This window comes from Bradyrhizobium sp. HKCCYLRH2015, assembly GCF_051168215.1.
GTDB lineage: Bacteria > Pseudomonadota > Alphaproteobacteria > Rhizobiales > Xanthobacteraceae > Bradyrhizobium.
Map to the genome: position 1 here is coordinate 84,885 of NZ_JBNPUO010000006.1, position 25,507 is coordinate 110,391.

Consider the following 25,507-nt stretch of genomic DNA (forward strand, 5'->3'; position numbering starts at 1 on the left):
CCTCAGCCCTCGATCTTGGAGAAGTCCGCAACCGCGCGCGTGGCGCTGCGGATTTCGTTCAGCAGCCTGAGTCGATTCTCGCGGATCGCTGCGTCGTCGTCGTTGACCTTCACCTTGTCGAAGAAGGCATCCACCGCCGGGCGCAGCTTCGCCATCGCGCGCATCGCGGCGGCAAAGTCCTCCTTGGCGACGGCAGCCCCCGCTTCCGCCGCGACCTCGCCGATCGCCTTGGCCAGCGCCTTCTCCTCGTCGAGCTTATAGAGCGCAACATCCGGCGCCCCCTCGAACTTGCGCTTGTCCTTCTTCTCCTCGATGGCGAGGATGTTTGACGCGCGCTTGGTGCCGGCAAGCAGGTTCTTGCCGTCGTCGCTGTCGAGGAATTTGCCCAGCGCCTCGACGCGGCGGACGACCATCAGCAGGTCATCCTGGCCGCCGAGCGCGAACACCGCGTCGACGAGATCGTGACGTGCGCCCTGCTCGCGCAGTTGGACCTTGAGGCGGTCGGCGAAGAAGGAGAGCAGATCGGCGGTAAGCTTGTCCGGCTCATGCGCGCTCTTCACGTGCAAACCGGCCAGCGCCGACGCCGCCACCTTCAGCAGTGACGCGCGCAAGGCGTTCTCGGTGATCAGTCTGATCACGCCCAGCGCCGCGCGACGCAGCGCATAGGGGTCCTTCGAGCCCGTTGGCTTCTCATCGATGGCCCAGAAGCCGACCAGCGTATCGAGCTTGTCGGCAAGCGCCACGGCCACCGCGACCTTATCCGTCGGCACGCGATCGCCGGGTCCTTGCGGTTTGTAGTGCTCCTCGCACGCCGCCGCGACGGAGGCGTCCTCGCCCTGCGCCAGCGCGTAGTACTTGCCCATCAGGCCCTGCACTTCCGGAAACTCACCGACCACTTCGGTCAGCAGGTCCGCCTTGGCAAGCTTCGCCGCACGCGCGGTCTTTGCGGCATCGGCCCCCACCAGCGGCGCGATTTCTGCGGCGAGCTTCTCGATCCGCGCGATGCGCGCGGCCTGGGTGCCGAGCTTCTCGTGGAACACGATCTGCTCGAACTTCGGCAGCCGGTCCTCGAGCTTCGTCTTGAGGTCGGTCTCATAGAAGAACTTCGCATCCGACAGGCGGGCGCGGATGACGCGCTCGTTGCCGGCGATGATGGTCTTGCCGCCGTCGGTCGCCTCGATGTTGGCGGTCAGGATGAATTTTGGCGCGAGACCTCCGGTCTTGGGATCGCGGACCACGAAGCATTTCTGGTTGTTGCGAATGGTGGCGCGGATCACCTCGCCAGGGACCTTCAGATACTCCGGATCGAAGGAGCCCATCAGCACCACCGGCCATTCGACCAGGCCCGCGACCTCATCGAGCAGCACGGGGTCCTCGACCAGCTCATAGCCTTGCGCAAACGCGAGCTGCTTGGCGTCGGTGACGATGGTGTCTTTCCGCCGGTCGGGATCGAGCACGACCTTGGCGTCGAGCAGCTTCGCCTCGTAATCCTCGAAGCGGCGCACCGAGATCGGCGCGGGCGCCATGAAGCGGTGGCCGAACGTGGTCTGTCCCGCCTCGATGCCGTCGACGGCGAAGCTGATCACGTCGGGCTCCTCGGTCTCCAGGCCGAAGGTCGCGGTGATCGCGTGCAGCGGACGCACCCAGTTCAGCGCACCAGGCTTTTCCGAGCGCTTGCCCCAGCGCATCGATTTCGGCCACGGGAATGTGCGCACGATCACCGGCAGCATCTCGGCGAGCACGTCGAGCGTGGCGCGGCCGGGCTTCTCGATCAGCGCGACGTAGAAATCGCCCTTCTTCAGATCGCGCTGGATCGTGGCTTCCTCGATCGAGGACAGGCCGGTTGCTTTCAGAAATCCCTGGATCGCCGCGTCAGCGCCGCCGACGCGCGGACCCTTGCGCTCCTCTTTCAAGTCAGCCTGCCGCGCGGGAATGCCGTGCACGGTCAGTGCCAGCCGCCGCGGCGTCGCGAACGCCTTGGCGCCTTCATAGACAAGCCCTTCGGCGACCAGCTTGTCGGTGACCATGCGGCGCAGATCGTCGGCCGCCTTGGCCTGCATGCGCGCGGGGATTTCTTCGGAGAACAGTTCGAGGAGAAGGTCGGGCATGTCTCAAGTCTCTCTGCACGAAGAACCACCTTCCCCTGGAGGGACAGGCCATCGCGAATTGCTAAACTCGTGGAAAGCAGCTTGCCTCCCACCGTCCTTCGAGACGCCCGGCGAAGGCGGGCTCCTCAGGACGAGGTCTGATTTTGCGGCGAGATCCGAAAGACCCTCATGGTGAGGAGCGCCGCCGGCGGCGCGTCTCGAACCATGAGGCCCCGGATGCAGCCGCGTTCGTTCTAACCAGCGCCCGCCCCGCCCGCTTCCGTATGCAGCCAGGCCTCGCCGCAGGCCTTGGCGAGCTCGCGGACGCGCAGGATGTAGCTCTGGCGTTCGGTGACGGAGATGACGCCGCGGGCGTCGAGCAGGTTGAAGACGTGGCTGGCCTTGATGCACTGGTCGTAGGCCGGCAGCGCCATCTGGTGCTCCCGGCGATTGCCGTCACGCCAACCGGCGTCGAGATATTTGCGGCAGGCGCCCTCGGCCATCTTGAACTGCTCGAACAGCATGTCGGTGTCGGCATGCTCGAAATTGTGCCGCGAATATTCGCGCTCGGCCTGCAGGAAGACGTCGCCATAGGTGACCTTGGCGTCGCCGTCGCGGCCGTTGAAGTTGAGGTCATAGACGCGGTCGACGCCCTGGACGTACATCGCCAGGCGCTCGAGGCCGTAGGTGAGCTCGCCCGCGACCGGCGCGCATTCGAAGCCCGCGACCTGCTGGAAATAGGTGAACTGCGACACTTCCATGCCGTCGCACCAGCACTCCCAGCCAAAACCCCAGGCGCCGAGCGTCGGGCTCTCCCAATCGTCCTCGACGAAGCGGATGTCGTGCACGGCGGCGTCGATGCCGATGGCGCCGAGCGACTTCAGGTACAATTCCTGAAGGTTCGGTGGCGACGGCTTCATGATCACCTGAAACTGGTAGTAGTGCTGCATCCGGTTCGGATTCTCGCCGTAGCGGCCGTCCTTCGGCCGCCGCGACGGCTGCACGTAGGCGGCATTCCACGGCTTCGGCCCGAGCGCGCGCAAGGTCGTCGCCGGGTGGAAGGTGCCGGCGCCCATCTCCATGTCGTAGGGCTGCAGGATCACGCAGCCCTGCTCGGCCCAGAACCGTTGCAGGGCCAGGATGAAGCCCTGGAACGAACGTTCGGGGCGCATGTGCAGAGGCAGCGAGTCCATCGTCGGTATCGGTCTTTCGCAGGCGTCGGAAAAGCGCGCGGACCGTATCGGCGGGGCCATCAGGAATCAAGGCAATAGGGCCCTCGAAACGACGGCGACGTCCCGTCGTTCGAAGGTCGGCGGAGCGTGTCAGCCCGGCCGGTAGGCGCCGGTGACGGGATCGCGGCGCAGAGTCTTGATCTCGGCGGCCCGCGCGGCCTCGGCGACGCGTGACAGCCGCGCCTCTTCGAGCTCGCGGTTGATCTTCTGCGCGGCCTTGTAGGCCCAGCGAACCACGGCTAGCCCGCCCAGCATACCCGCGAAAGCAACGAACGGCGGCATTGGTCGATCCTCGTTCATGAACAGAGCCACCCCGATTCCCATTGTCGCCGATCCCGGTTCCCCCCGCAATCGGATTGCGAGGAGCGAAATGGCGCGCCCCCCGGGTTCTAGAACCCGAAACGAGCCCAGATCGCCCGGGTTTCGACCGCGGAGATCAGCTCCTCCGCTAGCCCGGTCCAACCGATCCCCAGGCTCCCGGCGCCTGCCGCCCGCCGTCCGAGCAGCCCGGACAGCAGGCCGCCGGCGGGCGCCACCACGGGCATAGCGACCTTGTCGCCGAAGCGGGCGCGCAGCACCGCGCGGAGGTCGCCGATGGCGTCCGCCAGCCCCAGCGTGACGGCGCTGTCGCCGGCCCAGTACTCGCCGGTGAACAGCACATCGTCGGCGCCCTTCAGCCGGGTGGTGCGGCTCTCCTTGACCAGCGAGATGAACAGCGCGTGGATCTCGCGCTGGATCTTCTTCAGCCGCGCCACGTCGTCGGGATTCTCCGGCAGGAACGGATCGAGCATCGCCTTGTGCTCGCCGGCGGTATAGAGCCTGCGCTCGATGCCGATCTTCTTGATCAGGTCCTGCAGCCCGAACGAGCCGCCGACCACGCCGATCGAGCCGAGGATCGAGGACGGATCGCAGAAGATCTCGTCGCCGGCGCACGCAATCATGTAGCCGCCGGACGCCGCGACGTCCTCGACGAACACCAGCACCGGCAGCTTCTTCTCCGCCGCGAGCTGGCGGATGCGCAAGTAGATCTGGCGCGACTGCACCGGCGAGCCGCCCGGCGAATTGATCACCAGCGCCACGGCCTTGGCGTTGCGCATCGAGAACGCCCGCTCCAGCACCTTGGCGACGCCCGCGAGCGTCAGCCCCGGCCGCAACGGCGTCACCGCGCCGATCACGCCGGACAGACGGACGACCGGCACCACCGGGACGCCGCGCAGCCGCGCCGGAAGCAGCGCCTTCAGCCGATCGAAGAGCCCGGCTGCATCGCTGGGTTGTGTCAAATTGTCCACCATTCAGTTACCTCGGATTTACCATTTTTTATCGCGCCGCTGCCATCCAAAGGGCTGGAACGAGCCTTGCAATGCCCTGGGCAATTGCACGGCGAGCACAAGGTGCAGAGTGCGGCGGAGGAATACATGAAGGTCTACCTGTTGATGCTGCTGATCGGTACTCTATTGACTGCGATCCGTTTCACGACGGTAACCGAACGCCAGTCGGAAGCTCAGACGCAATAACGCCCGACCACGATCAACCGTTCAGGGGGTGCTCAAGGCCAGCGCCCCCTGCCCCGACAGCACGCGCACGGCCTCGTCATTCGGCACACCTGCCACCTCATTCAGCACCACTCCGGCGAGAATCTGGGTCGGCGCCCGCCCTCCCTTAACGGCCCGGACCAGGATACGGATCGCCGGCTTGCCCGCCTGGCCATGAACCGGTTGAACGGCAAGACTGCCGAAGCCGCGCGCCAGCGCCGCGACCACCTCGCTCAAACCATCGGCCCGCCAGATCAAGGTCAGCACGCCGCCGGATTTCAGCATCCGCCGCGCGGCATGCGTCCAGATCTCCAACGTCGTCGCCGTTGCCATGTGCGCGGTCGCGCGCGCGGCGTCGGGCGAGGCACGGTGACGGGCAACATCGTGGAACGGCGGATTCATCAGCACGACGTCGACACTATCGGGCCCGAGCCCTGCGGCAGCGAAAGCAGCCGCGTCCGCGGCGACGTCCAGCGCCACGACCTCCGCCGGCAACGCATTGGCGCGTGCGTTGTCGCGCGCGAGCCGCGCCAGATCCGGCTCGCGCTCGACCAGCGTCAAGCTGAGACCGCCCACGCGCCGGGCCAAGGCCAGCCCGGCCGTCCCCACGCCGGCACCGAGATCGACCACGCGATCGCCCGAACGTGCGGCCGTCGCCGCCGCCAGCAGGATTGCGTCGTGGCCGGCGCGATGGCCCGTCGTGGGCTGCCGCAGCCGCAATTGGCCGCCGAGCACGGCGTCCTCCGAAATGTCGACAGCGTCACTCATCAGGGCGCAGTTCATGCGCCAGACCGGCGTCGGTGAGAAGACGCCGGGCCTGGAGATTGTCGTCCTCATGCACGAGGATCCGCCGCGGCAGGATGCCAAGCGAGCCCTCGATGATGCTCATGTTCTGATCGAGCACGAGGTGATGGATGTCGGCGCCGTCGAGCAGCGCCCCTATCGCCGAAACCAGCACGATATCATTGGTCCGAACCAATTCCTTCAATCGTTATGTCTCCATGCGGGCCTGGGTCAAGAAGGGCTTGGGTCAAGAAGAAGGCTTGGGTCAACAAGGCCTGGGTCAAGGTTCCGTGTCTGCCCTTGCCGCCTGCGGCCGCAGTTTCTATTGTCGTTTCGAGCATAGCAAAATCGGAGACCAGAGTGGCGGTTATCGTACCTTTCGAGAGTCCATCGGGAGCCTCCATCGATGGGCTGGTCGCGCTGGTCGCAGCCGACATGGAACGGGTCAACGCTACGATTTTGTCGCGCACCGGGTCGGACGTCACGATGATCCCGGAGGTCGCAAACCACCTGATCTCCTCCGGCGGCAAGCGGCTGCGGCCGATGCTGACGCTGGCGATGGCTCATCTCACCGACTACACCGGCGACGGTCACGTCAAGCTCGCCGCGGCCGTCGAGTTCATGCACACGGCGACGCTGCTGCATGACGACGTGGTTGACGAGAGCGAAATGCGCCGCGGCAAATTGTCCGCGCGCATGCTGTGGGGCAACGAGGCCAGCGTGCTGGTCGGCGACTTCCTGCTCGGCCAGGCGTTCCGCATGATGGTCGAGGTCGGCTCGCTGCGCGCGCTCGACATTCTCTCCGCCGCTGCCGCCACCATCGCCGAGGGCGAGGTGATGCAGCTCGCCGCCGCCAAGAACACCGCCACCACCGAGGACGAATATCTCGCCGTGATCCGCGGCAAGACCGCCGAGCTGTTCGCCGCCGCCTGCGAGGTCGGGCCGGTGCTCGCCGATCGGCCCAAGGCCGAGCAGACCGCCTCGCGGTCCTTCGGCATGAATCTCGGCATCGCCTTCCAGCTCGTCGACGACGTGCTCGACTATGGCGGCAAGGCCGCCAAGCTCGGAAAGAATGTCGGCGACGATTTCCGCGAGGGCAAGATCACGCTGCCGGTGGTGCTCGCGTTCCGCCGCGGTAGCGACAGCGAGCGTGCCTTCTGGATCAAGGCGCTGGAGCGCGGCGAGATCAGCGATCACGATCTCGACCATGCGATCGGGCTGATGAACAAGCACCGCGCCCTGGAGGACACGATCAGCCGCGCGCATCACTATGGCGCGATGGCCGTCGATGCGCTGGCGCTGTTCCCGGCCTCACCGATGAAGACCGCGCTGGAGCAGGTGGTGGCGTTCTGTCTGGCCAGGTCGCATTAGTTGCTTCTAGCGACTGCCGCTGCGACTGCGGTGCTCGTGAATGCGCCCTCGCCCCCAAGGCGAAGCGAAGCTTCGCCTTGGGGGCGAGGGCGCTGTATTGGGCAGTCGTTTCGCAGATGCTGATGAGTTAGCTCAGCGTCCCCGCATGCACCCACCATTCGGGATGCGCGGCGGCGATCGCGGCGCCGGCGGCCTTCGCGTCGGCCTTGCTGCCATAGATCGCAAAGCACGTCGCGCCGGAGCCCGACATCCGCGCCAGCAGCACGCCCGCGCTCGTGCGCAGCGCCTCGAGCACGGTGCCGATGATCGGCTGCACCTTCAGCGCCGGCGGCTCGAGGTCGTTGCACACCTGATCGAGTGCATCGACCCAGCCGCCGACCGAGGCTCCGGCCTTCGGCCAGGACGGCGCGGTGAGAACATCCGTCACCCCGATCAGCAGATCGCCCGGCTTGAGACCAAGCACCTGGAACACGTCCTTGGTCGCCACCGGCACGCGCGGATTGATCATCACGCAGGGCAGGACGGGAAGCGCGAGCGGCTGCAGGTTCTCGCCGACGCCCGTCATGGTGCAGGCGCGCGAGGGCACGCAAACCGGCACGTCGGCGCCGGTCTTCAAGGCCACCGCCGCGAGGCGCGGGTCGTCCAGGGACAGGCCATTCAGTTTCGCCAGCAACCGCAGCGCCGCCGCCGCATCGGCGGAGCCGCCCCCAATGCCCGCCGCGACCGGCAGCACCTTCTCAAGGGTGAAGGCGCCGAGCTTCAGGCCGGGAACGGCCTCCGCCAGCAGCCGCGCCGCCTTCAGCACCAGATTGTCCGTGGTCTCGCCGCAGGCGTCCGCCAGAGGACCGGTCGTCGTCAGCGTCAGCTCCGGGCCCGGCACCAGCGTCAGCTGGTCCGCGCAGTCGGCAAAAGCAACGACGCTTTCGAGATCATGATAGCCGTCGACCCTGCGGCCGACGACCCGCAGGGTCAGATTGACCTTGGCGCGCCCCTGCTCCTGCAGCGCGCCGGTGACCGTGGACGCCAACATCAGCGCAATGCCCCCAGCATGTTCGGTGGTGGAGGTCGGTTGCCAACGCGCTGCGGCCCAGGCCGAAACGGACGTGGCCGACAACCGCCACCCCTTCATCAAAATCATCCGGGCTCCCCGGCAAGCCGAGGAGCCCGTGATGGCTCTCATATCGCGATCAGGACGAACTAGCCGCCCTTGCCATCGTCCTTCTTGGCGTCGGACGGCGTGTCCTTGGTGTCGTTGCTGGCCGCAGCGGGCGCCGGATCATCGGGCAGGCCATTCTGGATCTTGGCCTCGATCTTCGGCAGCTCCTCGGCCTCCGGCTTCAGGTCGCGGGCATGGGCCCACTGGAACTTGGCTTCCAGCTTGCGGCCGACACGCCAATAGGCGTCGCCGAGATGGTCGTTGATGGTCGGATCCTCGGGCTTGAGGTCGATCGCGCGCTCGAGGTTCTTGACCGCCTCCTCGTAATTGCCGATGCGGTAATAGGCCCAGCCGAGCGAGTCGACGATGTAGCCGTCGTCGGGCCGCTGCTCGACGGCGCGCTTGATCATCTTCATACCTTCGTCGAGATTGATGCCCTGGTCGATCCAGGAATAGCCGAGATAGTTCAGCACGTGCGGCTGGTCGGGCTGCAGCTCGAGCGCCTTGCGCATGTCGGCCTCGGCCTTCGGCCACTGCTTGGAGCGCTCCAGGCAGATGCCGCGATAGTAGTAATAGACGCTGTTGGCCTTGTCGTTGTTGGCGGGCAGCGAATCGACGCCGAGCGAATAGGTCTTGGCGCAATCGGCGAACTTCTTGCGGCCGCGCTCGATGTTGCCGAGCGCCATGATCGCCTCGAGATCCTTCGGATCCTGGGCAATCACGTCCTTGAGGATCTTGATCGCCTCGTCGCTGCGGTCGGCGCTGTCGAGATCGGTGGCGAGCTGGATCTGGGCGTTGCGCTTCAGTGGCGAGCTCGCCGGCACGCGCTCATAGACCTTGATCGCCATCTGCGGCTTCTTCACCGTCTCGTAGAGATCGGCGAGCGACAGCAGCGCCAGCGGATGATTCGGCTGCAGGTGCAGCGCGAGCTGCAGATAGACCAGCGCCAGATCCTCGCCGCCGCGGCGGCTCAAGGTGGCGCCGATGCCGTACAGCGCCTCGGCGGCGCCGGCCTGCGGCGAGTCGACCAGCGGCGGCAGCTTCTTGCCGGCCTTGGTCTCGCGCAGGCCCTCCTGCACCAGCGGATGGCGCGCGAGCTTCTTGTCGAAGGCTTCATAGATCGCGGTCGCCGCCGCCGCATCCTTGTTGCGCGACAGCCAATGCGCATAGGCCTCGGTGATGCGCAGCATCGAATCGTCGAGCTTGTAGGCGCGCTCGAACCGGGTGCCGGCGTCCTTCTCCTTGCCGGCCAGCTCCAGGATCATGCCGGCATGAAGGTCCTTGAACAGCGGATACCATTCGGGACCGGTCAGCTTGTCGATATTGGCGACGGCGGTCTTCGAATCGCCCGCGCCCGCCGCGGCCCACGCCGACAGCAAGGTGGCGACGAGATCGGTGATCGGCCCGCGCACCGACTGGTTGATGTTGGTCTGGGCAGCCGCGTATTTCTTCTGCTTGATGTCCTGCACGCCGACCACGAGCCGCGCGATGCGGTTCGACTTGTCGATCGTGAGCACGCGCTCGGCGAGCTTCACGGCCTCGTCGATGTCGCCATCGGCGACCGAGGAGATGAAGGCGCGGTCGAGCAGCTCGTTGTTCTTCGGGTCGCTGCGTAGCGCCGAGCGGTAGAACGCCGCCGCCGAGGCTGCGTCGCGCTCGACGCTGGCGTGGCGGGCCGCCAGATAGCTGCCCGATGTGGTGAGCGACTTCAGATCGACGCTGGTTGGAAATTTTGCGGCGTTATCCGCAGGATGATCCGGCGTCTGGGCCAGGACGGCACCGGGGAGCAGCAAGGCAGAAACGGCAATTGCGGTCCAGCGATTGCGAATTGACAACATCACGGTGCGCTCTGGTTGTTGGAAATGACGGATCGGTACGGACACGAACCCGATCGGCAGCTCTTCAAGGCGCCGACAATGCCGCGTTTGGCGGCCAACCGCAAGGATTTGCAGGATATTCGGGTCAGCCGGGAGCCCCTTTGGCGAAGGTGACCTGCGTCAAACCGCGCCAGTATGGCCGTATCGTGGCCGGCTGCCCTCCCCGGGGCAGCCGACTCACGCAATCGTGCGTATGCGAGGCTACATCGCCTCGTAGTTCGGCCCGCCGCCGCCTTCCGGAGGAACCCAGGTGATGTTGCCGTTGGGATCCTTGACGTCGCAGGTTTTGCAGTGGACGCAGTTCTGCGCGTTGATCACGAACCGCGGGCTCGTGCCCTCCTCGACCCATTCGTACACGCCCGCCGGGCAATAGCGGTTGGACGGCCCGGCATAGACGTCGTGCTCGGAGCTCTTCTGCAGCGCCATGTCGGCGACCTTCAGATGCACCGGCTGGTCTTCCTCGTGATTGGTGTTCGACAGGAACACCGAGGACAGCCGGTCGAAGGTCAGCTTGCCGTCCGGCTTCATCGCAGGCTTCGGCTGATGCGCCTTGGCGGGATCGAGCGTGGCGCGATCGGGCTTGGCGTGCGACTGCGTGCCGAACAGCGAGAAGCCGAGCGTGTTGCACCACATGTCGAAGCCGCCAAGGACGACGCCGAGCACGGTCCCGAACTTCGACCACAGCGGCTTGACGTTGCGGACCTTGAACAGGTCCTCGCCCACCGGCGAGCCGCGCCAGGCGTTCTCGTAACTCACCAGCTCGTCATTGGCGCGGCCGGATGCGAGCGCGGCATTGACGTGCTCGGCCGCGAGCATCGCGCTGCCCATCGCATTGTGCACGCCCTTGATGCGCGGCACGTTGACGAAGCCCGCCGCGCAGCCGATCAGCGCGCCGCCGGCGAACGACAGCCGCGGCACCGACTGATAGCCGCCCTCGGTGATCGCGCGCGCCCCGTAGGCAAGCCGCTTGCCGCCCTCGAACACGCCGCGGATCGAGGGATGGGTCTTGAAGCGCTGGAATTCCTCGAACGGCGACAGATAGGGATCGTCGTAGTTCAGGTGGACGACGAAGCCGACCGCGACGAGGTTGTCGTCATAGTGATACAGGAACGAGCCGCCGCCGGTCTTCATGTCGAGCGGCCAGCCGAACGAATGCTGGATCAGGCCCTTCTGATGCTTGGCCGGATCGATCTGCCAGACTTCCTTGAGACCGATGCCGAATTTCGCCGGCTCGCTCTTGGCGTCCAGCGCGAACTTGGCGATCAGCTGCTTGGACAGGCTGCCGCGCGCGCCCTCGGCGAAAAGCGTGTACTTGCCGAGCAGCTCCATCCCGCGGGTGAACGAGGCTTTCGGCTTGCCGTCCTTGCCGATGCCCATGTCGCCGGTGGCGATGCCGCGCACCGCGCCCTGCTCGTCATACAGCACCTCGGTGGCCGCGAAGCCCGGATAGATCTCGACGCCGAGCGCCTCGGCCTTGCGCGACAGCCAGCGGCAGACATTGCCGAGCGAGCCGACGTAGCAATGATGGTTGTCCATCAAGGGCGGCATCGCGAAGCCCGGCAGCGGGATCGCGCTGCTTTCGGTCATCCAGAAGAACTTGTCGACCTTGACCTGGGTCTTCAGCGGGCAATCATCGTCCGAGCGCCAATCGGGAATGAGCTTGTCGAGCGCAGCCGGATCGATCACCGCACCGGACAGGATGTGCGCGCCGACCTCGGAGCCCTTCTCGACCACGACGATGTTGAGGTCGGCATTGAGCTGCTTCAGCCGGATCGCGGCAGTCAGGCCCGACGGGCCGGCGCCGACGATGACGACGTCGAACTCCATGGATTCGCGCGGAGGTAACTCTTCGGTGCTCATGTCTCTCAATCTCAGGCCCGGCCGGTGCAGTGGATCTGGCCTTTGCATCCCCCTGGCGCGTGCAAAGGTCAAACCCGGAGCTGCAACAGCAACAATGACTTAACTAGGGTTCCTGGAGGCGCCGGCGGTTCGCTGATGGGCAGGTCCCGAGGGGAGCGAAGGCTGGCGCCGGAACACTAGGGCGTTCCGTCCCTTTTTTGGGTTATTCCAAGCTCTTGTTTCCGATTTTTTGGGGCAGGACAACCACCGAAATGCATTCCGCCATGCGCCGAGGCGGCGTACACTGTGGCGACGATCGATCATGATGACCCCCGAGCCCCTCCCCGACGTCCGCCAATTGCTCGCCTACTATCTGGAGGCGGGAGTCGATTGCGCGCTCGCCGACGAGCCGATCAACAGGCTGGTGGAGCCTGAGGCCGCGGCTGCTGCCGCTCCTGCCGCCCGTCAGGCGGCGGCGCCGCAGGCCGGCCGGCTGGCGGCGCCGGCGATCATTCCGCCGCGCGGCGAACCGCCGCCTCCGCCGGAAGCGGCCGTCGCCTCGGCCCGCGAGGCGGCGCGGACAGCGCCGACCCTGGAGGCGCTGCGCGCGCTGCTGGAGAGTTTCGACGGCTGCGCGCTGAAGCAGACGGCGTCGCGGCTGGTGTTCGCCGACGGCAATCCGCAGGCGCGCATCATGCTGGTCGGCGAGGCGCCCGGCCGCGACGAGGACATCGAGGGCCTGCCGTTCGTCGGCCGCTCCGGCAAGCTGCTCGACCGCATGATCGCCGCCATCGGGCTCGACCGCAGCAAGGTCTACATCGCCAACGTCATTCCATGGCGCCCGCCCGGCAACCGCACGCCGACGCCGCAGGAGACGCAGATCTGCCTGCCGTTCATCCGCCGCCAGATCGAGCTGGTCGATCCGGACGTGCTGGTGACGCTCGGCAACCCGTCGACCCAGGCGCTGCTCGGCACCACCGAGGGCATCATGCGCACGCGCGGCAAATGGCGCGACTACGACACCGGCAAGCGCACCATCCGCGCGATCGCGACCTTCCATCCGGCCTATCTGTTGCGCTCGCCGTCCTACAAGCGGCTGTCCTGGCAGGACCTGCGCGCGATCGCGACGGTGCTGGCGGTCTGAGCGCCAGTCTCCCCCGTCATTGCGAGCGAAGCGCCTTGTCCGCCGAAGCCTTCTTGGGCGTAGGCAGACGCAATCCAGAGTCCCGCCCACGACTCTGGATTGCTTCGTCGCTGCGCTCCTCGCAATGACGGAGAGCGCGGCGAAGCGCTACGGCCCTTTCGGTCGCACGATCGCCCAGCCGATGCGCAGCACCGGCTGGCGGCCGTTGATCAGCCAGTCGAAGCTGCGCGGCACCTCCGGCACCAGCCCGGGAAAGCGCTGGGCGATCTCCGGCGGGGGGGTGCCGACCGTGTCGGAGGCGCGCCACACCACGACGCCGCCGCTCTCGGCGAATTTGGCCGGCGTGACCCAGGGTGTCCGCTGCGGGGTGGCATCGAGGAACAGATGCGCGCGGCGGCGGCCGAGCGCGACCAGGCTGGCGAGTTGCGGATCGCCGGCGACCGCCTGCAGCCGCTGGTTGGTACGGCGCTCGAAACTCTCGACGAAGAAACGGGAGATGTCGCGGGCCGGCATCGCCGTCGCGACCTCGCGGTCGCCGAGCAACGGCAGCACCACAGCGCTGCCCGCCGCGAGGATGGCGGGCGCGGCGACCGCAACCGCCCAGACCAGGCGCAGCAGCCGCTGCCGCCGCAGATAGATCAGATCGCCCGACGCGACCACCAGGGCAAGGCCGACCATGGTCAGGGTCACGGCAGTGCCGCCGTACACGGTCGGGAGGCCGAACAGAGCGGAGATCAGACTGCCCGCCAGCGCTGGTGCAATCGCGAAGCAATAGACGAAGTCGCGCGCGAGTGGCGGCACCGAGCGGCGATAGATGATCGGCGCATCGGTCTCGCCGCGATCGATCCAGCCGGCGTCGAGCAGCACCAGCAACAGCACGGCCGAGATCGCCAGCAGCAGTCCCCCCGCCAGCGCGAGCCAATGCCAGGCGCGCACCGAAAGCTCGGCGAGAACGGGCAGCGCCGGTAGGCCGACGCTGTCGGAACGCAGCACGAAAATGAGATAAGGCAGTGCCAGCGCCACCACCACAAGCAGCGCGAACAGCGGATCGAACGAGCGCAGCACGCGGCGGCCCTGCGCGGTCGAGACCACGAAGCCCGCGATCAGCAGCAGCAGGCCGGCGGCGGCCGGCGTGGTCAGCAGCAGCAGGCCGGCCTCGATCGACCAGGCAAACCAGGCGTTGCGCCGGCCCTCGCCGAGAATCCGCCAGCTATGGAGCAGCAGCAGCGCCCAGAGCGGACGCGCCAGCACCTCCGGACCGAATTCCAGCGTGGGCGCACCGAACGCGGTGATGGTCATGGTCAGCAGCACGGCGAGCACCGCCTGCTGGCCGCCGACGATCGCCGCCGCGAGGAGATACATCACCCACAGACTGAGCGCCGAGCACAGCACGGCCAGCACGTAGACGCCGAGCAGATGATCGCCGGCGAGGCGATAGGCGATGTCCGACAGCCAGAACGACAGTGGCGGGCCGAGATCGGTGCCGACCTGGTACTCGCGTCCGAACGCGATGGTGGTGGCAAGCTGGCCGGGCGGGCTGCGATAGAACAGCACGGCCACGCCGAGCCACATCAGGGCCTGGCACAGCACCACGATGACGACGACCAGCCGCGGCCTTGCGCGGATCAGTTCGACAACCAGGGACGTGAAACGCATGAACGGCTGGATCGCTTAGCTGGATCGCTGAGGACGTCGAAGAGGCCGGCAGAACCGTCCCTCATCCGCAGCAGCCTCGCTGTCCGACGCCCGCAATCGATACCGCATGATCGAGGCGCACAAGACCGCCCCCGCTGCGAGGAGTGACAATTCGTGCCGGTTCGCTATCTCAAGCTTTAAGACCGCGGCGCGATCGAGGCAACCAGCATCAGGCCCCGAGCGAGATTTCGGTGGACGTGACCACGGTCACCTCTGCGAAAAGGTCGGGCTCCGGCACCTCGGTCCAGGGCTGATGCTTGCGCCGGGCGGCGACGACCGGCGCAAACAGGCTGCGATGATGTACCGAGGGGCCGAGCCGGTCCAATGCGGCGAGGTGTTCGGGCACAGCATAGCCCTTGTGCTGCTCGAATCCGTAACCAGGGCAGTCCTGCGCCAGTGCGCACATCAGCCGGTCGCGCGTGACCTTGGCGACGATCGAGGCGGCCGCGATCGACATCACCAGACCATCGCCGCCGATCACCGCCTCGCACGCGCAATCGACGTCGATGCGGTCGCGACCGTCGACGAACACGTGCTTCGGCGCCTCGGGCAGCGCCCTCACGGCGCGAGACAGCGCCCACAGCGAGGCACGCAGGATGTTGTCGCGGTCGATTCGGGCCGGCGAGGCGACGGCCACCGCAAACGCAGACGTCTTGCAGATCTTGTCGAACAGCGCCTCGCGCTGCTCCGCGCTCAGCCGCTTGGAATCATCGAGCCCCTTCGGAATGCGCGCGGGATCGAGAATCACGGCAGCAGCGACCACCGGACCAGCCAGCGGCCCCCGTCCCGCCTCGTCGCAGCCCGCGACCGGCCAGATCCCCTGCTTCAGCAGCGCACGCTCCCGCCGGAAGCTCGGCGGCGCCACCGCGATGACGCCCTTGCCGAGCTTGGCGGCGGTCTTGCCCTTGGCGCTCTGCGGCGCAGGCTTGGTCCCGGCCTTTGCAGCGGCGCTCTTCGCCACGGCACCGCTGGCGGCCTTCGCCCTGCCCGGTTTCTTTGACTGATCGCGAATCATGGCCGGCATGGTGCGGAACGGCCCGCGGCGGTGCAACCCGAACGGACCTCAATTCCCCGCTATTCGCACCCTCTCCAGCAACCGGCTACGCCGGCAGATGCACCCGATCATCGTCGCCGACATCGATTCCCGGCGCCACCACCACTTCCCAGACATGACCGTCCGGATCGGCAAAATAGCCGCTGTAACCGCCATAGTCGGTCCGTTGCGCGAGCTTCAGCAGCAGCGCGCCCTTCTCCACTGCCGACGCGAGCGCCGCATCGACCTCAGCCTCCGAACGGCAGTTCCATGCCAGTGTCACGCCGCGGAATGCCTGCGGCCGCGGCGTGTCCGGCACACCCGCGTCGTGGGCGAGCGCGCTCCACGGGTACAGCGCCAGCACCGTCCCGCCAGTGTCGAAGAATGCCACTTCCTCGCCGGTCGCGCGGAATTTTCTGACGAAGCCGAGCGATGCATAGAAGGCGATGCTCCGCCGCATCTCGGATACACCGAGTGTGATGACGGTGAACCGCGGGATAACCGCACCTGCACTCATCGCGCCACCTCCACACAGTCAGAACAGGCTGAGCTGCTGCCCGCCGCCCTTCGGCCGGACGAAATGATCGGTCGTCAGCTTGGTCCGGCGCTTGTTCAGCCCAAGCTTTTCGCAGGCGATCTCGAAGCGGCGGCCGATCATCCAGGCCATCGGACCCGTGCCCTTCATCCGCGTGCCCCATTGCGAGTCGTAATCGCGGCCGCCGCGCATGTCGCGGATCAGGGTGAAGACGTGGCGGTAGCGGTCGGGATAATGCTCGAGCAGCCATTCGCGGAACAGGTCGCGCACCTCCAGCGGCAGCCGCAGCAACACATAGGAGGCTTCCTTGACCCCGGCATGGGCGGCGGCATCGAGGATGCGCTCGATCTCGCTGTCATTGAGCGCGGGGATCACCGGCGCCACCATCACCGTCGTCGGGATGCCGGCCTTGGACAGCGCCTGCAACGCCTCCAGCCGCTTCGATGGCGTCGAGGCCCGCGGCTCCATAGTGCGCGCCAGCTTCGGATCCAGCGTGGTCACTGATATCGCGACCTTCGCCAGGTTCTTCTTGGCCATCCGCGCCAGGATGTCGGCATCACGCATCACCAGCGCCGACTTCGTGACGATCCCGACGGGATGGCCAACCTTTTCCAGCACCTCGAGGATGCCGCGCATGATCTTCCGCTCGCGCTCGATCGGCTGGTAGGGATCGGTGTTGGTCCCGATCGCGATCATCCGCGGCTCGTAGCCGCTGGCCGCGAGCTCCTTCTCCAGGAGCGCGGGCGCATCCGGCTTCACGAACAGCTTGGATTCGAAGTCGAGGCCAGGCGACAGCCCGAGAAACGCATGGGTCGGCCGCGCGAAGCAGTAGACACAGCCGTGCTCGCAGCCGCGATACGGATTGATCGAGCGATCGAAACCGATGTCTGGCGAGTCGTTGCGGGTGATGACCTTGCGCGAGGTATCGGTCGCGACCGTGGTCTTGAACGGCGGCAGATCTTCGAGGCTCTGCCAGCCGTCGTCGAAGACAACGCGCGCCTCCGCCTCGTAGCGGCCGCTCGCATTGGATTGTGCACCCCGGCCGCGGCGCCGGCCCCGTTCGATGGCGACCGCGAGTTCCGGGAAGTCCTTGTCAGGACCGAAAGAAGGCGCGCCCGCCGGCTCGGAGGGCACCGGGACCGGCGGGCGCTTGAGGGCATGTGAAGATGCTCGGCTCATGGCCAAGACATAGCACACAAAAAGAACATTACAAGAACAAAAGAGAACATCTGCGTGGTGGTTCTGAGCCGGCGCAAGGCCAACCATCACATTCCCGTTCTATCCTCGCAGCGCACTGGAACGGGACGGTGCGGCGTTACTCTAATGCACTCTCCCGCGGGCGCGAAGCGGACGGCAAGCGAGGTTACATGAACATCACGTCTTCCCACCAGACGATCCCGGCCGATGATCTCGACCTGCTCGACCGCTACTGGCGTGCGGCCAATTATCTCTCGGTCGGGCAGATCTATCTGCTCGACAACCCGCTGCTGCGCGAGCCGCTGAAAGCGGAGCACGTCAAGCCGCGCCTGCTCGGCCACTGGGGGACGACGCCCGGACTGAATTTCATCTACGCCCATCTCAATCGCGCCATCCAGGCCCAGGATCTCAGCGTCATCTATATCTGCGGTCCCGGCCATGGCGGTCCGGGCATGGTCGCAAACACCTATCTCGAAGGCACATACAGCGAGATCTATCCGGATATCACGGGCGATGCCGATGGCCTGCGCAAGCTGTTCCGGCAGTTCTCCTTCCCTGGCGGCATTCCGAGCCATGCGGCGCCGGAAACGCCGGGCTCGATCCATGAAGGCGGCGAGCTCGGCTACGCGCTGGTGCACGCCTATGGCGCGGCGTTCGATAATCCCGATCTGATCGTGGCCTGCGTGGTCGGCGACGGCGAGGCCGAGACCGGCCCGCTCGCCGCGTCCTGGCATTCGAACAAGTTCCTGAACCCGGCCCATGACGGCGCGGTGCTGCCGATCCTGCATCTCAACGGCTACAAGATCGCCAATCCCACCGTGCTCGGCCGCATGGGCGACGCCGAGCTCAAATGCCTGTTCGAAGGTTACGGTTATGAGCCGCTGTTCGTCGAAGGCGCCGAGCCCAAGGCGATGCATCGGCAGATGGCGGACGCGCTCGATGTCGCGCTCGCAAGCATCCGCTCGATCCAGCAGAATGCGCGTCAGCCGGATGCAACGATCCAACGGCCGCGCTGGCCGATGATCGTGCTGCGCAGCCCGAAGGGCTGGACGGGCCCGAAGGAGGTCGACGGCCTCAAGGTCGAAGGTTTCTGGCGTGCCCACCAGGTGCCGATCGCCAATCCGCGCGGCAAGCCGGAGCATCTCGCGCTGCTCGAAGCCTGGCTGAAGAGCTACGAGCCGGACACATTGTTCGACGCGCAGGGCCGGCTGATGCCGGAGCTGCAGGCGCTGGCGCCGAAGGGCGCGCGGCGCATGGGCGCCAACCCGCACGCCAATGGCGGCTTGCTCAAGCGTGAGCTCAAGCTCCCAAACTACCAGCATTTTGCGGTCGACGTGTCCTCTCCGGGCCAGACCATCGCTGAAGCCACGCGCGAACTCGGCAAGTTCCTGCGCGACGTGATCACGCTGAATGCAGAGACACGCAACTTCCGCATCATGGGCCCGGACGAAACCGCCTCGAACCGGCTCGATGCCGTGTTCGAGGTCACCGAGCGGGTGTGGATGGAGGGCATCGAGCCCTACGACGTCCACCTCGCCCATGACGGCCGCGTCATGGAGGTGCTGAGCGAGCACCTCTGCCAGGGCTGGCTGGAAGGCTATCTGCTCACCGGCCGCCACGGCCTGTTCTCCTGCTACGAGGCGTTCATCCACATCGTCGATTCGATGTTCAACCAGCACGCCAAATGGCTGAAAGTGTCACGCGAGCTGCCGTGGCGGCGCCCGGTCGCGTCGCTGAACTATCTCCTGACCTCGCATGTCTGGCGGCAGGACCATAACGGCTTCAGCCACCAGGATCCAGGCTTCGTCGACCTCGTCGCCAACAAGAAGGCGGACATCGTCCGCATCTACTTCCCGCCGGACGCCAACACGCTGCTGTGGATCGCCGACCACTGCCTGCGCACCTATGACCGCATCAACGTCATCGTCGCCGGCAAGCAGCCTGCGCCGCAATGGCTGTCGATGCAGGATGCGGCCATCCATTGCGACGCCGGCATCGGCATCTGGTCGTGGGCCGGCACCGAGCCCGCCGACGAGGAGCCCGACGTGGTGATGGCCTGCGCCGGAGACGTCCCGACTTTGGAAACGCTCGCTGCCGTCGATCTGCTGCGCAAGGAATTGCCCGACCTCAAGATCCGCGTCGTCAACGTCGTTGACCTCATGACCCTGCAGCCGAAGCAGGACCATCCGCACGGCCTCAGCGACCGCGACTTCGACAGCCTGTTCACGACCGACAAGCCGGTGATCTTCGCCTATCACGGCTATCCGTATCTCATCCATCGTCTCACCTACAGCCGCACCAACCATGCCGGCATGCACGTGCGCGGCTTCATCGAGGAAGGCACCACGACGACTCCGTTCGACATGGTCGTGCTCAACGAGCTCGACCGTTTCCACCTCGCCATCGAGGCGATCGAGCGCGTGCCCGGCCTCAGTGTGTCGGCGGCCCATGTGAAGCAGAAATTCCGCGACGCACTGATCGAGCATGCCCGCTACATCCGGGCGCATGGCGAGGACATGCCCGAGATCCGCGACTGGGTCTGGCCGAACAGCACCGGCGGCACCACGCCGACACAGGCAGGCGACTGACGTCGCCCGCACACCTTGTGTGACGGTTCGATGAATGATCCAACGCAAGGACTTGCGTGCGGTGCTGAGGCACGGTGACGGCATCGGAAACCTGATCGACGCCGTCATGAAATCCCAGATCATCAAGGAGCTCGGCGAAGCCGACATCCTGCTGCCGTCACTGATTGCCGACGGTCTCGCTGCCAACGACCGTGTCAAGGTGCGCATGAGCGCGCTGCAGGCCGCCGCCCAGCACGCTCAGGCGCCGGAACAGCGGCCGACCGATCTCTCGACCGAGTGCCGCGCCGCGCGCATCGCACCGGCTGATCTCGCGAGCCTGATCGGCGGCGCGCATCGCACCGCGACCGGACGCCTTGCCGCTCCCGGTCTCGCCGCGCTGATCGGTGATATCGAAAACGATACGCGCGCGATGATCCGCGCGGTCAACGCCGGACGAAGCTCCGAGGGCCAGTCTGCCGAACGCCGGCTCGGCACGATGCAACGCGCGGGCCTGCTGACGATAGGCGACGAAATCGATTTCACGCGCGTCGCGCGTCTGACTGGCGCCCAGGAAGAAGCGGACAGCCTGCACCGGCTGGTGATGGATCTCCACAAGGCGCTCAACCGCATCGCCGCCGACTGCGCCGAGGACACGCTCGACGGAGCTCATGTGTACGGGCTCGCCGCTGACGACAAGCCCGCTGTCGTCGCCTTCATGCGTGGGCTCAACGCGACGCGCGCACTCAAGTTCGACCATCCCGGCCTGGACACGATGGCGACCCGCGCCGGCGAACGCCTCCTAATCCAGAACGACATCGGCACCACCGATGCGCATGTCATGGTGATCGCGGTCCAAGGTCTGACGGTCACGGTCACCTACACCGACGTTCACCTCGCCCGCGCGAAGTTCTTCGTTCGCCTGTTCGATGGTTTCGCGGCGACCTGGAGCGGTCTCGACCGTCACACCGGGACGAACCTCGCGGACGAGAACGCGTTCTACCTGGTGACCGGCCAATTCCAGGGCAACACCGCGCAAGCGCGCGACGATTTCCTCACGGCACTCGGCGCCGCGCTGGTGTTCCTGATCGACTGGAACAAGGCCCGGAAACTGCTGCGGACCTGGCTGTCCAAGGATGATGCGATCAGACTTCTCGACTGGGCGGCGCGCAACCGGATCGGCCACCGCGCCTTCCTCGAGCTCGGCGGCAACGAACTGTTGGGTGCGGCCGTCCGGAACGCGGCGCCCCATCGTATCGGCTTCGGCGAACGTCTGGATCGCGCCCTGGGCCGCACCGCTGCAGTCGAATTTCTCAAGGCCGCGTTGCGTGCTGCGACCGAGGGCCTGCAGGCCGGCCGCTCGGTGCGGCTGGTCCGCGACCAGATCGAAGCCGATCTGGTGCGGCATCTCGATCGTGCCGACGGTGCGCTGCTCGCGATCGTGATGCGCCAGCTCGGCCTGGCCCACGACCTCGCCGCCGCGCTGAACCGCGATCTCAGTGCGCTGCAGTCCGATGTTTCCGGCGACCGCAAGCTGCTGGCCGCACGCGCCAGCAGGATCGAACAGAAGGCCGACCGGATCGCGATCGAGGCCCGCGAGGAGATCACGCGGCTCAAGGCCGAGCCGCTGATCGCGCAACTGGTCGACCGGGTCGAAGAGGCCGTCGACGAACTCGAACAGGCGGCGTTCATCGCCTCGCTCGCGCCGGCTGCGATGCCGCCAACGCTGTCGGCGGCCTTGGCCGAGCTCTGCAAGGTCGCCATTGGCGGGATCGAGGCGGCCGCGAGCGGCCTCGCCGCCGCTGCCGAGGTGCCCGAAGGACGGCGGGCGGATTCCGATGATGCGCTCGCCGCCGTGCTGCGCCTCATGGACAGCGAACACGCGGCCGATGCGCAGGAACGCGCGATCACCGCCCTCGTGTTCACAGCGGGCTTCGACGTCGCGACATCGCTGTCCGGGCTGGAGCTGGCGCGCGCCATCGAGCGTGCGACCGACCGCCTGGCGAGCTTCGGACATCTGCTGCGCCAGTACATCATGATCGATCTCGCGGGTTAGGAACTGCCATGTCCATCATTTGCATTTTCGGCACGAACACCGAGCCATGCTCGGCCGAGACCGTCGGCGCCAAGGCCGCCAATCTGGCGCGCATGGCGACGCTCGGACTGCCCGTGCCGCCGGCCTTCGTGCTTCCCGTCGAGCTCTGCGCCGACATCATTGCGAACCAGGCCGATGCCGAACGGCGCCTGCGCGACGGCCTGCGGGCGGGCATCCGGTTTCTCGAACAGACGACCGGCCGGGTCTTCGGCGATCATCGCCGGCCCTTGCTTGTATCCGTCCGCTCCGGCGCTGCGCGATCCATGCCGGGCATGCTCGACACCGTGCTCAATGTCGGCTGCACCTCGGCTGCCATGCGCGGCCTGATCCGCAGCACCGGACGGCCGCGCCTCGCCTTCGACTGTCGCCGGCGCTTCATCGAGAGCTTCTCCGAGACCGTGCTCGGCTTCGATGCCGGGACGCTCGCGGCGCGGCGCGACGAGCTGGTTGCGCACGAAGGTGTTGCCAACGACCGGGATCTGGACAGCGAAGCCGTTGCGCGGCTCGCGGCCGACGAACAGGCGCTGGTCGAGACCGGCAGCGATGGCTGGCTGGAGGATGCCGAAGCGCAGCTCATGGCCGCGGCGCGTGCCGTCTATGGTTCGTGGAGCAGCGAGCGTGCGCAGACCTATCGCAAGCTGCAGAACCTGGAGGACCTGCGCGGCACAGCCGTCACCGTGCAGACGATGGTGTTCGGCAATGGCGGTCTCGGTTCGGGCGCGGGTGTCGCGTTCTCGCGCGATCCCTCCACCGGGGCGCGGCAGCCCATGATCGACCTCGTGCTCGATGCGCAGGGCGAGGACGTCGTCTCCGGTCGCCGCATGCCGGACAGCGAGGATGCGATCACGCGCGCACTTCCCGCTCTGCGGGATGAGCTCGGTGCGGTGCTGCGGCAGCTCGAACAGGCATTCGGCGACGTGCAGGACGTCGAGTTCACCGTTGAAGATGGCCATTTGTGGATTCTCCAGACCCGGGCCGCCAAGCGCACGCCGCGCGCCGCGTTGAGGTTTGCGGTGGATTTGGTTCGCGAGCAGGTCATCGCGCCTCATGAGGCCCTGGAGCGGCTGGCCGACATCGATCTGGAGCGGCTGGTCGAGACGTCGCTGGTCGCGGCCGGCGCCCCGGTCGCAACAGGCATCGGTGCCTCCGGCGGCATCGCCACAGGGCGCGCCGCCTTCGACGCGGACGGCGCCAAGCGGCTGGCCGCCAGCGGCGAGCCGGTCATCCTAATGCGCCCGGATACCTCGACCGCTGATGTCGGGGGCTTCGCTGTCGCGGCCGGCATCGTGACGTCGGTCGGCGCACGCACCGCCCACGCCGCTCTGGTCGCGCGCCAACTCGGGCGGCCCTGCATCGTCGGCTGTCGTGCGCTCGAGGTGCGTGTCGAAGCCGGCTGCGCGACACTCGCCGGAACGCCGGTCGGAAGCGGCGACTGGGTGACCATCGACGGCGATCGAGGCTGCCTCTATCTCGGACGGCTGGAGATCGTGGCGACTCGACCCGACGCCGAGCTGGCCGAGGTCGCGGCCTGGCGCAGCGGTGCGACCCAGCCCGACAAACGGCTGTCCGCCTGACCCTCCCTTTTCCTCCCCGTGCCGCCAAACCGGCATGCTGCAAAATTCCGCAGCGCAGCGGGCTGATTTGGCTATGACAAGATGATAACAATCATGCCGGAGGCGCGACAGATAACGATGCCAGGTTCATGCTGAGCGTGATCATCCCGACCGAAGGTGTCGAGCAGACCGCCGTGGCCACCCTGTCGGCGCTGGTGCCCGGCGCTGCGGCCGGTGTCGTCACCGAGGTGCTGCTGGTCGATCGCTCGCCCGATTCCAGCGTGATCGAACGTGTCGCCGACGTTGCCGGCTGCCACTTCATGAAGTTCGAGGGCTCCCAGGCCGCTGCCCTTGCGGCAGGGGCGGCGAAAGCGCGTGCGCCCTGGCTGATGTTTCTGCCCGCCGGCGCGATGCTCGATCCCGGCTGGATCGACGAAACCATGCAGTTCGTCCAGAGCGTCGCCGCCGCTGGCCGGCCGCGCGCCGGCGTCTTCCGCTATGCCCGGTCTCCCTATGCCGCCATCAGCCTGCGCGACCGGCTGCGCGCGGTTGCGCGGGTCCTGGTCGGACCGCTCGGCGATCAGGGCCTGCTGATCGCCAGGGATCACTACCGGCAGCTCGGCGGATACAAGCCCGACCACAAGCGCGCCGAGACGCGGCTGCTGCGTCAGCTCGGCCGGTCCTCGCGGACGATGCTGCGCAGCCGGATCGTGATGGTGTAAGCGGCACGACCATACTTGCCAAAGTCAACCAATTGGTTGACAATGGCAAATATTGGAGGCGCCCCCATGAATTCCACCCCAGCCGACGGCCAAGTCGCCGCCATCCGCGCGTTCAACCGCTTCTACACCAGGAAGCTCGGCGCACTGGACCAGCATCTGCTCGACAGTCCGTTTTCGCTGGCCGAGGCGCGTGTGCTCTATGAGCTCGCACAGTACGAGGCCATCTCGGCCAAGGAGATCGGTCTCTCGCTCGGCCTCGATGCCGGCTATCTCAGCCGCATCGTCCAGAGCTTCGACGAGCAGGGGCTGATCACCCGCACGCCTTTGCCAACCGACCGCAGGCAGCAGCAGCTCGGCCTGACCGCGAAGGGACGGCAGGCCTATGCCAAGCTTGACCGCAGCTCGCAGAAGGAGATCGCGGCCATGCTGGCGCCGCTGGCGCCCTCCGTGCGCGACCGGCTGGTCGGTGCAATGACGACGATCGCGACCGCCCTGGAGCCGCAGCAGCCGGGCCGCTCCCCGGTGCTGCTGCGCAGCCATCGCCCGGGCGACATCGGCTGGGTGGTTTCACGGCATGGCGCCGTCTACGCCGAGGAATATGGCTGGGACGTCTCGTTCGAGGCGCTGGTCGCCGAGATCGGCGCACAGTTCATCAGGAGCTACGACCCGGCCCGCGAGCAGTGCTGGATCGCCGAGCTCGCCGGTGAGCCGGTCGGCTCGATCTTCCTGGTCAAGGGCAGCGACGAGGTCGCCAAGCTGCGGCTGCTGCTGGTCGAGAAGAAGGCACGCGGGCTCGGCGTCGGCCGGGCTCTGACCGAACAATGCATCCGCTTCGCGCGCGAGAAGAACTACAGGACGATCGAGCTGTGGACGCAGAGCATTCTCACCGCCGCGCGCGACATCTATGCCCGCGCCGGGTTTCGCAAGATCGCCGAGGAGCCGCACGCCATGTTCGGCGTCCCGCTGACCGGCGAGACATGGCGGCTGGAGCTGTAGCCGCGCGGCTAGCACAACAACCGCCGGTGGGCCGAGGATCACCTCCACAACAGGCTGCGCATGCCGATTGCGAAGTTCCGGCGCGCCGGTAGTATC

The 25,507-nt window shown here is 66.8% G+C and carries 20 protein-coding genes; 7 read left to right on the top strand and 13 right to left on the bottom strand.

What is annotated here, in order from left to right:
* Positions 1–2 precede the first annotated feature (2 nt).
* The 6 genes from glyS to ACQR1H_RS16975 form a co-directional block, all read right to left on the bottom strand.
* Positions 3–2,108: a glycine--tRNA ligase subunit beta gene (glyS, locus tag ACQR1H_RS16950; RefSeq protein ID WP_316238242.1), complete on the bottom strand. Its 2,106-nt coding sequence runs from the start codon at positions 2,106–2,108 to the stop codon at positions 3–5.
* Positions 2,109–2,341: 233 nt separating this feature from the next.
* Positions 2,342–3,280, bottom strand: coding sequence for a glycine--tRNA ligase subunit alpha (locus ACQR1H_RS16955; RefSeq protein ID WP_434907891.1), 939 nt, complete (start codon positions 3,278–3,280; stop codon positions 2,342–2,344).
* A 129-nt stretch (positions 3,281–3,409) separates the two neighbouring features.
* Complete coding sequence (locus tag ACQR1H_RS16960) at positions 3,410–3,601, bottom strand: hypothetical protein (protein WP_315802833.1); 192 nt, start codon at positions 3,599–3,601, stop codon at positions 3,410–3,412.
* A gap of 107 nt (positions 3,602–3,708) precedes the next feature.
* Positions 3,709–4,611, bottom strand: coding sequence for a S49 family peptidase (locus ACQR1H_RS16965; RefSeq protein ID WP_315802832.1), 903 nt, complete (start codon positions 4,609–4,611; stop codon positions 3,709–3,711).
* Between the two features lie 243 nt (positions 4,612–4,854).
* Entirely contained in the window at positions 4,855–5,619 is a 765-nt protein-coding gene (locus ACQR1H_RS16970) for a tRNA1(Val) (adenine(37)-N6)-methyltransferase (RefSeq protein WP_315802831.1), read from the bottom strand.
* Positions 5,612–5,839: a DUF2007 domain-containing protein gene (locus ACQR1H_RS16975; protein WP_006613556.1), complete on the bottom strand. Its 228-nt coding sequence runs from the start codon at positions 5,837–5,839 to the stop codon at positions 5,612–5,614. Before ACQR1H_RS16975 ends, ACQR1H_RS16970 begins: the two co-directional genes overlap by 8 nt.
* 155 nt (positions 5,840–5,994) lie before the next feature.
* On the opposite strand from ACQR1H_RS16975, the gene ACQR1H_RS16980 reads away from it, so the two are divergent.
* Positions 5,995–7,005, top strand: coding sequence for a polyprenyl synthetase family protein (locus ACQR1H_RS16980; RefSeq protein ID WP_315717243.1), 1,011 nt, complete (start codon positions 5,995–5,997; stop codon positions 7,003–7,005).
* A gap of 127 nt (positions 7,006–7,132) precedes the next feature.
* On the opposite strand, the gene ACQR1H_RS16985 is transcribed toward ACQR1H_RS16980, so the two are convergent.
* The 3 genes from ACQR1H_RS16985 to ACQR1H_RS16995 all read right to left on the bottom strand — a co-directional run bounded on the left by ACQR1H_RS16985 (position 7,133) and on the right by ACQR1H_RS16995 (position 11,898).
* The gene (locus ACQR1H_RS16985) at positions 7,133–8,035 is read right to left on the bottom strand and encodes a 4-(cytidine 5'-diphospho)-2-C-methyl-D-erythritol kinase (protein ID WP_434907892.1); all 903 of its coding nucleotides are present in this window, start codon (positions 8,033–8,035) and stop codon (positions 7,133–7,135) included.
* A gap of 167 nt (positions 8,036–8,202) precedes the next feature.
* Positions 8,203–9,999: a tetratricopeptide repeat protein gene (locus ACQR1H_RS16990; protein ID WP_315802828.1), complete on the bottom strand. Its 1,797-nt coding sequence runs from the start codon at positions 9,997–9,999 to the stop codon at positions 8,203–8,205.
* Between the two features lie 240 nt (positions 10,000–10,239).
* On the bottom strand, positions 10,240–11,898 hold the full coding sequence (locus ACQR1H_RS16995) for an electron transfer flavoprotein-ubiquinone oxidoreductase (RefSeq protein ID WP_315802827.1): 1,659 nt from the start codon (positions 11,896–11,898) through the stop codon (positions 10,240–10,242).
* 304 nt (positions 11,899–12,202) lie between these two features.
* On the opposite strand from ACQR1H_RS16995, the gene ACQR1H_RS17000 reads away from it, so the two are divergent.
* Positions 12,203–13,021, top strand: a complete 819-nt coding sequence (locus ACQR1H_RS17000) for a uracil-DNA glycosylase (RefSeq protein WP_434907893.1) — start codon at positions 12,203–12,205, stop codon at positions 13,019–13,021.
* Between the two features lie 147 nt (positions 13,022–13,168).
* On the opposite strand, the gene ACQR1H_RS17005 is transcribed toward ACQR1H_RS17000, so the two are convergent.
* The 4 genes from ACQR1H_RS17005 to ACQR1H_RS17020 form a co-directional block, all read right to left on the bottom strand.
* Positions 13,169–14,677, bottom strand: coding sequence for a glycosyltransferase family 39 protein (locus tag ACQR1H_RS17005; RefSeq protein WP_434873996.1), 1,509 nt, complete (start codon positions 14,675–14,677; stop codon positions 13,169–13,171).
* A 208-nt stretch (positions 14,678–14,885) separates the two neighbouring features.
* A complete protein-coding gene (locus ACQR1H_RS17010; protein WP_315802825.1) occupies positions 14,886–15,740 on the bottom strand; it encodes a ribonuclease HII in 855 nt (284 codons plus the stop codon).
* A 76-nt stretch (positions 15,741–15,816) separates the two neighbouring features.
* Positions 15,817–16,266 carry a VOC family protein gene (locus tag ACQR1H_RS17015; RefSeq protein WP_316178193.1) on the bottom strand — a complete coding sequence of 150 codons (450 nt, stop codon included), beginning with the start codon at positions 16,264–16,266 and terminating at the stop codon, positions 15,817–15,819.
* Between the two features lie 18 nt (positions 16,267–16,284).
* Positions 16,285–17,463, bottom strand: a complete 1,179-nt coding sequence (locus ACQR1H_RS17020) for a PA0069 family radical SAM protein (protein ID WP_315802880.1) — start codon at positions 17,461–17,463, stop codon at positions 16,285–16,287.
* A 188-nt stretch (positions 17,464–17,651) separates the two neighbouring features.
* Here ACQR1H_RS17020 and ACQR1H_RS17025 point away from each other — a divergent pair, with 188 nt between their 5' ends.
* The 5 genes from ACQR1H_RS17025 (at position 17,652) to ACQR1H_RS17045 (ending at position 25,411) form a co-directional block, all read left to right on the top strand.
* Complete coding sequence (locus tag ACQR1H_RS17025; RefSeq protein WP_316178191.1) at positions 17,652–20,069, top strand: phosphoketolase family protein; 2,418 nt, start codon at positions 17,652–17,654, stop codon at positions 20,067–20,069.
* A 106-nt stretch (positions 20,070–20,175) separates the two neighbouring features.
* On the top strand, positions 20,176–22,101 hold the full coding sequence (locus ACQR1H_RS17030) for a hypothetical protein (RefSeq protein WP_434907994.1): 1,926 nt from the start codon (positions 20,176–20,178) through the stop codon (positions 22,099–22,101).
* A gap of 8 nt (positions 22,102–22,109) precedes the next feature.
* A complete protein-coding gene (locus ACQR1H_RS17035; RefSeq protein WP_434907894.1) occupies positions 22,110–23,714 on the top strand; it encodes a PEP/pyruvate-binding domain-containing protein in 1,605 nt (534 codons plus the stop codon).
* 128 nt (positions 23,715–23,842) lie between these two features.
* Positions 23,843–24,415 (top strand): glycosyl transferase, encoded by a 573-nt coding sequence (locus tag ACQR1H_RS17040; RefSeq protein ID WP_315802821.1) that lies wholly within the window; start codon positions 23,843–23,845, stop codon positions 24,413–24,415.
* Positions 24,416–24,481: 66 nt separating this feature from the next.
* A complete protein-coding gene (locus ACQR1H_RS17045) occupies positions 24,482–25,411 on the top strand; it encodes a bifunctional helix-turn-helix transcriptional regulator/GNAT family N-acetyltransferase (protein WP_315802820.1) in 930 nt (309 codons plus the stop codon).
* Positions 25,412–25,507 lie beyond the last annotated feature (96 nt).

Bases quoted from the DNA above. Each gene is read 5' to 3' on its own strand.
- ACQR1H_RS16955 (WP_434907891.1), bottom strand. From the start codon at position 3,280: ATGGACTCGCTGCCTCTGCACATGCGCCCCGAACGTTCGTTCCAGGGC.
- ACQR1H_RS17035 (WP_434907894.1), top strand. From the start codon at position 22,110: ATGTCCATCATTTGCATTTTCGGCACGAACACCGAGCCATGCTCGGCC.
- ACQR1H_RS16970 (WP_315802831.1), bottom strand. From the start codon at position 5,619: ATGAGTGACGCTGTCGACATTTCGGAGGACGCCGTGCTCGGCGGCCAA.
- ACQR1H_RS17005 (WP_434873996.1), bottom strand. From the start codon at position 14,677: ATGCGTTTCACGTCCCTGGTTGTCGAACTGATCCGCGCAAGGCCGCGG.
- ACQR1H_RS16965 (WP_315802832.1), bottom strand. From the start codon at position 4,611: ATGGTGGACAATTTGACACAACCCAGCGATGCAGCCGGGCTCTTCGAT.
- glyS (WP_316238242.1), bottom strand. From the start codon at position 2,108: ATGCCCGACCTTCTCCTCGAACTGTTCTCCGAAGAAATCCCCGCGCGC.
- ACQR1H_RS17015 (WP_316178193.1), bottom strand. From the start codon at position 16,266: ATGAGTGCAGGTGCGGTTATCCCGCGGTTCACCGTCATCACACTCGGT.
- ACQR1H_RS17030 (WP_434907994.1), top strand. From the start codon at position 20,176: ATGAAATCCCAGATCATCAAGGAGCTCGGCGAAGCCGACATCCTGCTG.
- ACQR1H_RS17045 (WP_315802820.1), top strand. From the start codon at position 24,482: ATGAATTCCACCCCAGCCGACGGCCAAGTCGCCGCCATCCGCGCGTTC.
- ACQR1H_RS17010 (WP_315802825.1), bottom strand. From the start codon at position 15,740: ATGCCGGCCATGATTCGCGATCAGTCAAAGAAACCGGGCAGGGCGAAG.
- ACQR1H_RS16960 (WP_315802833.1), bottom strand. From the start codon at position 3,601: ATGCCGCCGTTCGTTGCTTTCGCGGGTATGCTGGGCGGGCTAGCCGTG.
- ACQR1H_RS17020 (WP_315802880.1), bottom strand. From the start codon at position 17,463: ATGAGCCGAGCATCTTCACATGCCCTCAAGCGCCCGCCGGTCCCGGTG.
- ACQR1H_RS17025 (WP_316178191.1), top strand. From the start codon at position 17,652: ATGAACATCACGTCTTCCCACCAGACGATCCCGGCCGATGATCTCGAC.
- ACQR1H_RS16995 (WP_315802827.1), bottom strand. From the start codon at position 11,898: ATGAGCACCGAAGAGTTACCTCCGCGCGAATCCATGGAGTTCGACGTC.
- ACQR1H_RS17040 (WP_315802821.1), top strand. From the start codon at position 23,843: ATGCTGAGCGTGATCATCCCGACCGAAGGTGTCGAGCAGACCGCCGTG.
- ACQR1H_RS16985 (WP_434907892.1), bottom strand. From the start codon at position 8,035: ATGTTGGCGTCCACGGTCACCGGCGCGCTGCAGGAGCAGGGGCGCGCC.
- ACQR1H_RS16990 (WP_315802828.1), bottom strand. From the start codon at position 9,999: ATGTTGTCAATTCGCAATCGCTGGACCGCAATTGCCGTTTCTGCCTTG.
- ACQR1H_RS17000 (WP_434907893.1), top strand. From the start codon at position 12,203: ATGACCCCCGAGCCCCTCCCCGACGTCCGCCAATTGCTCGCCTACTAT.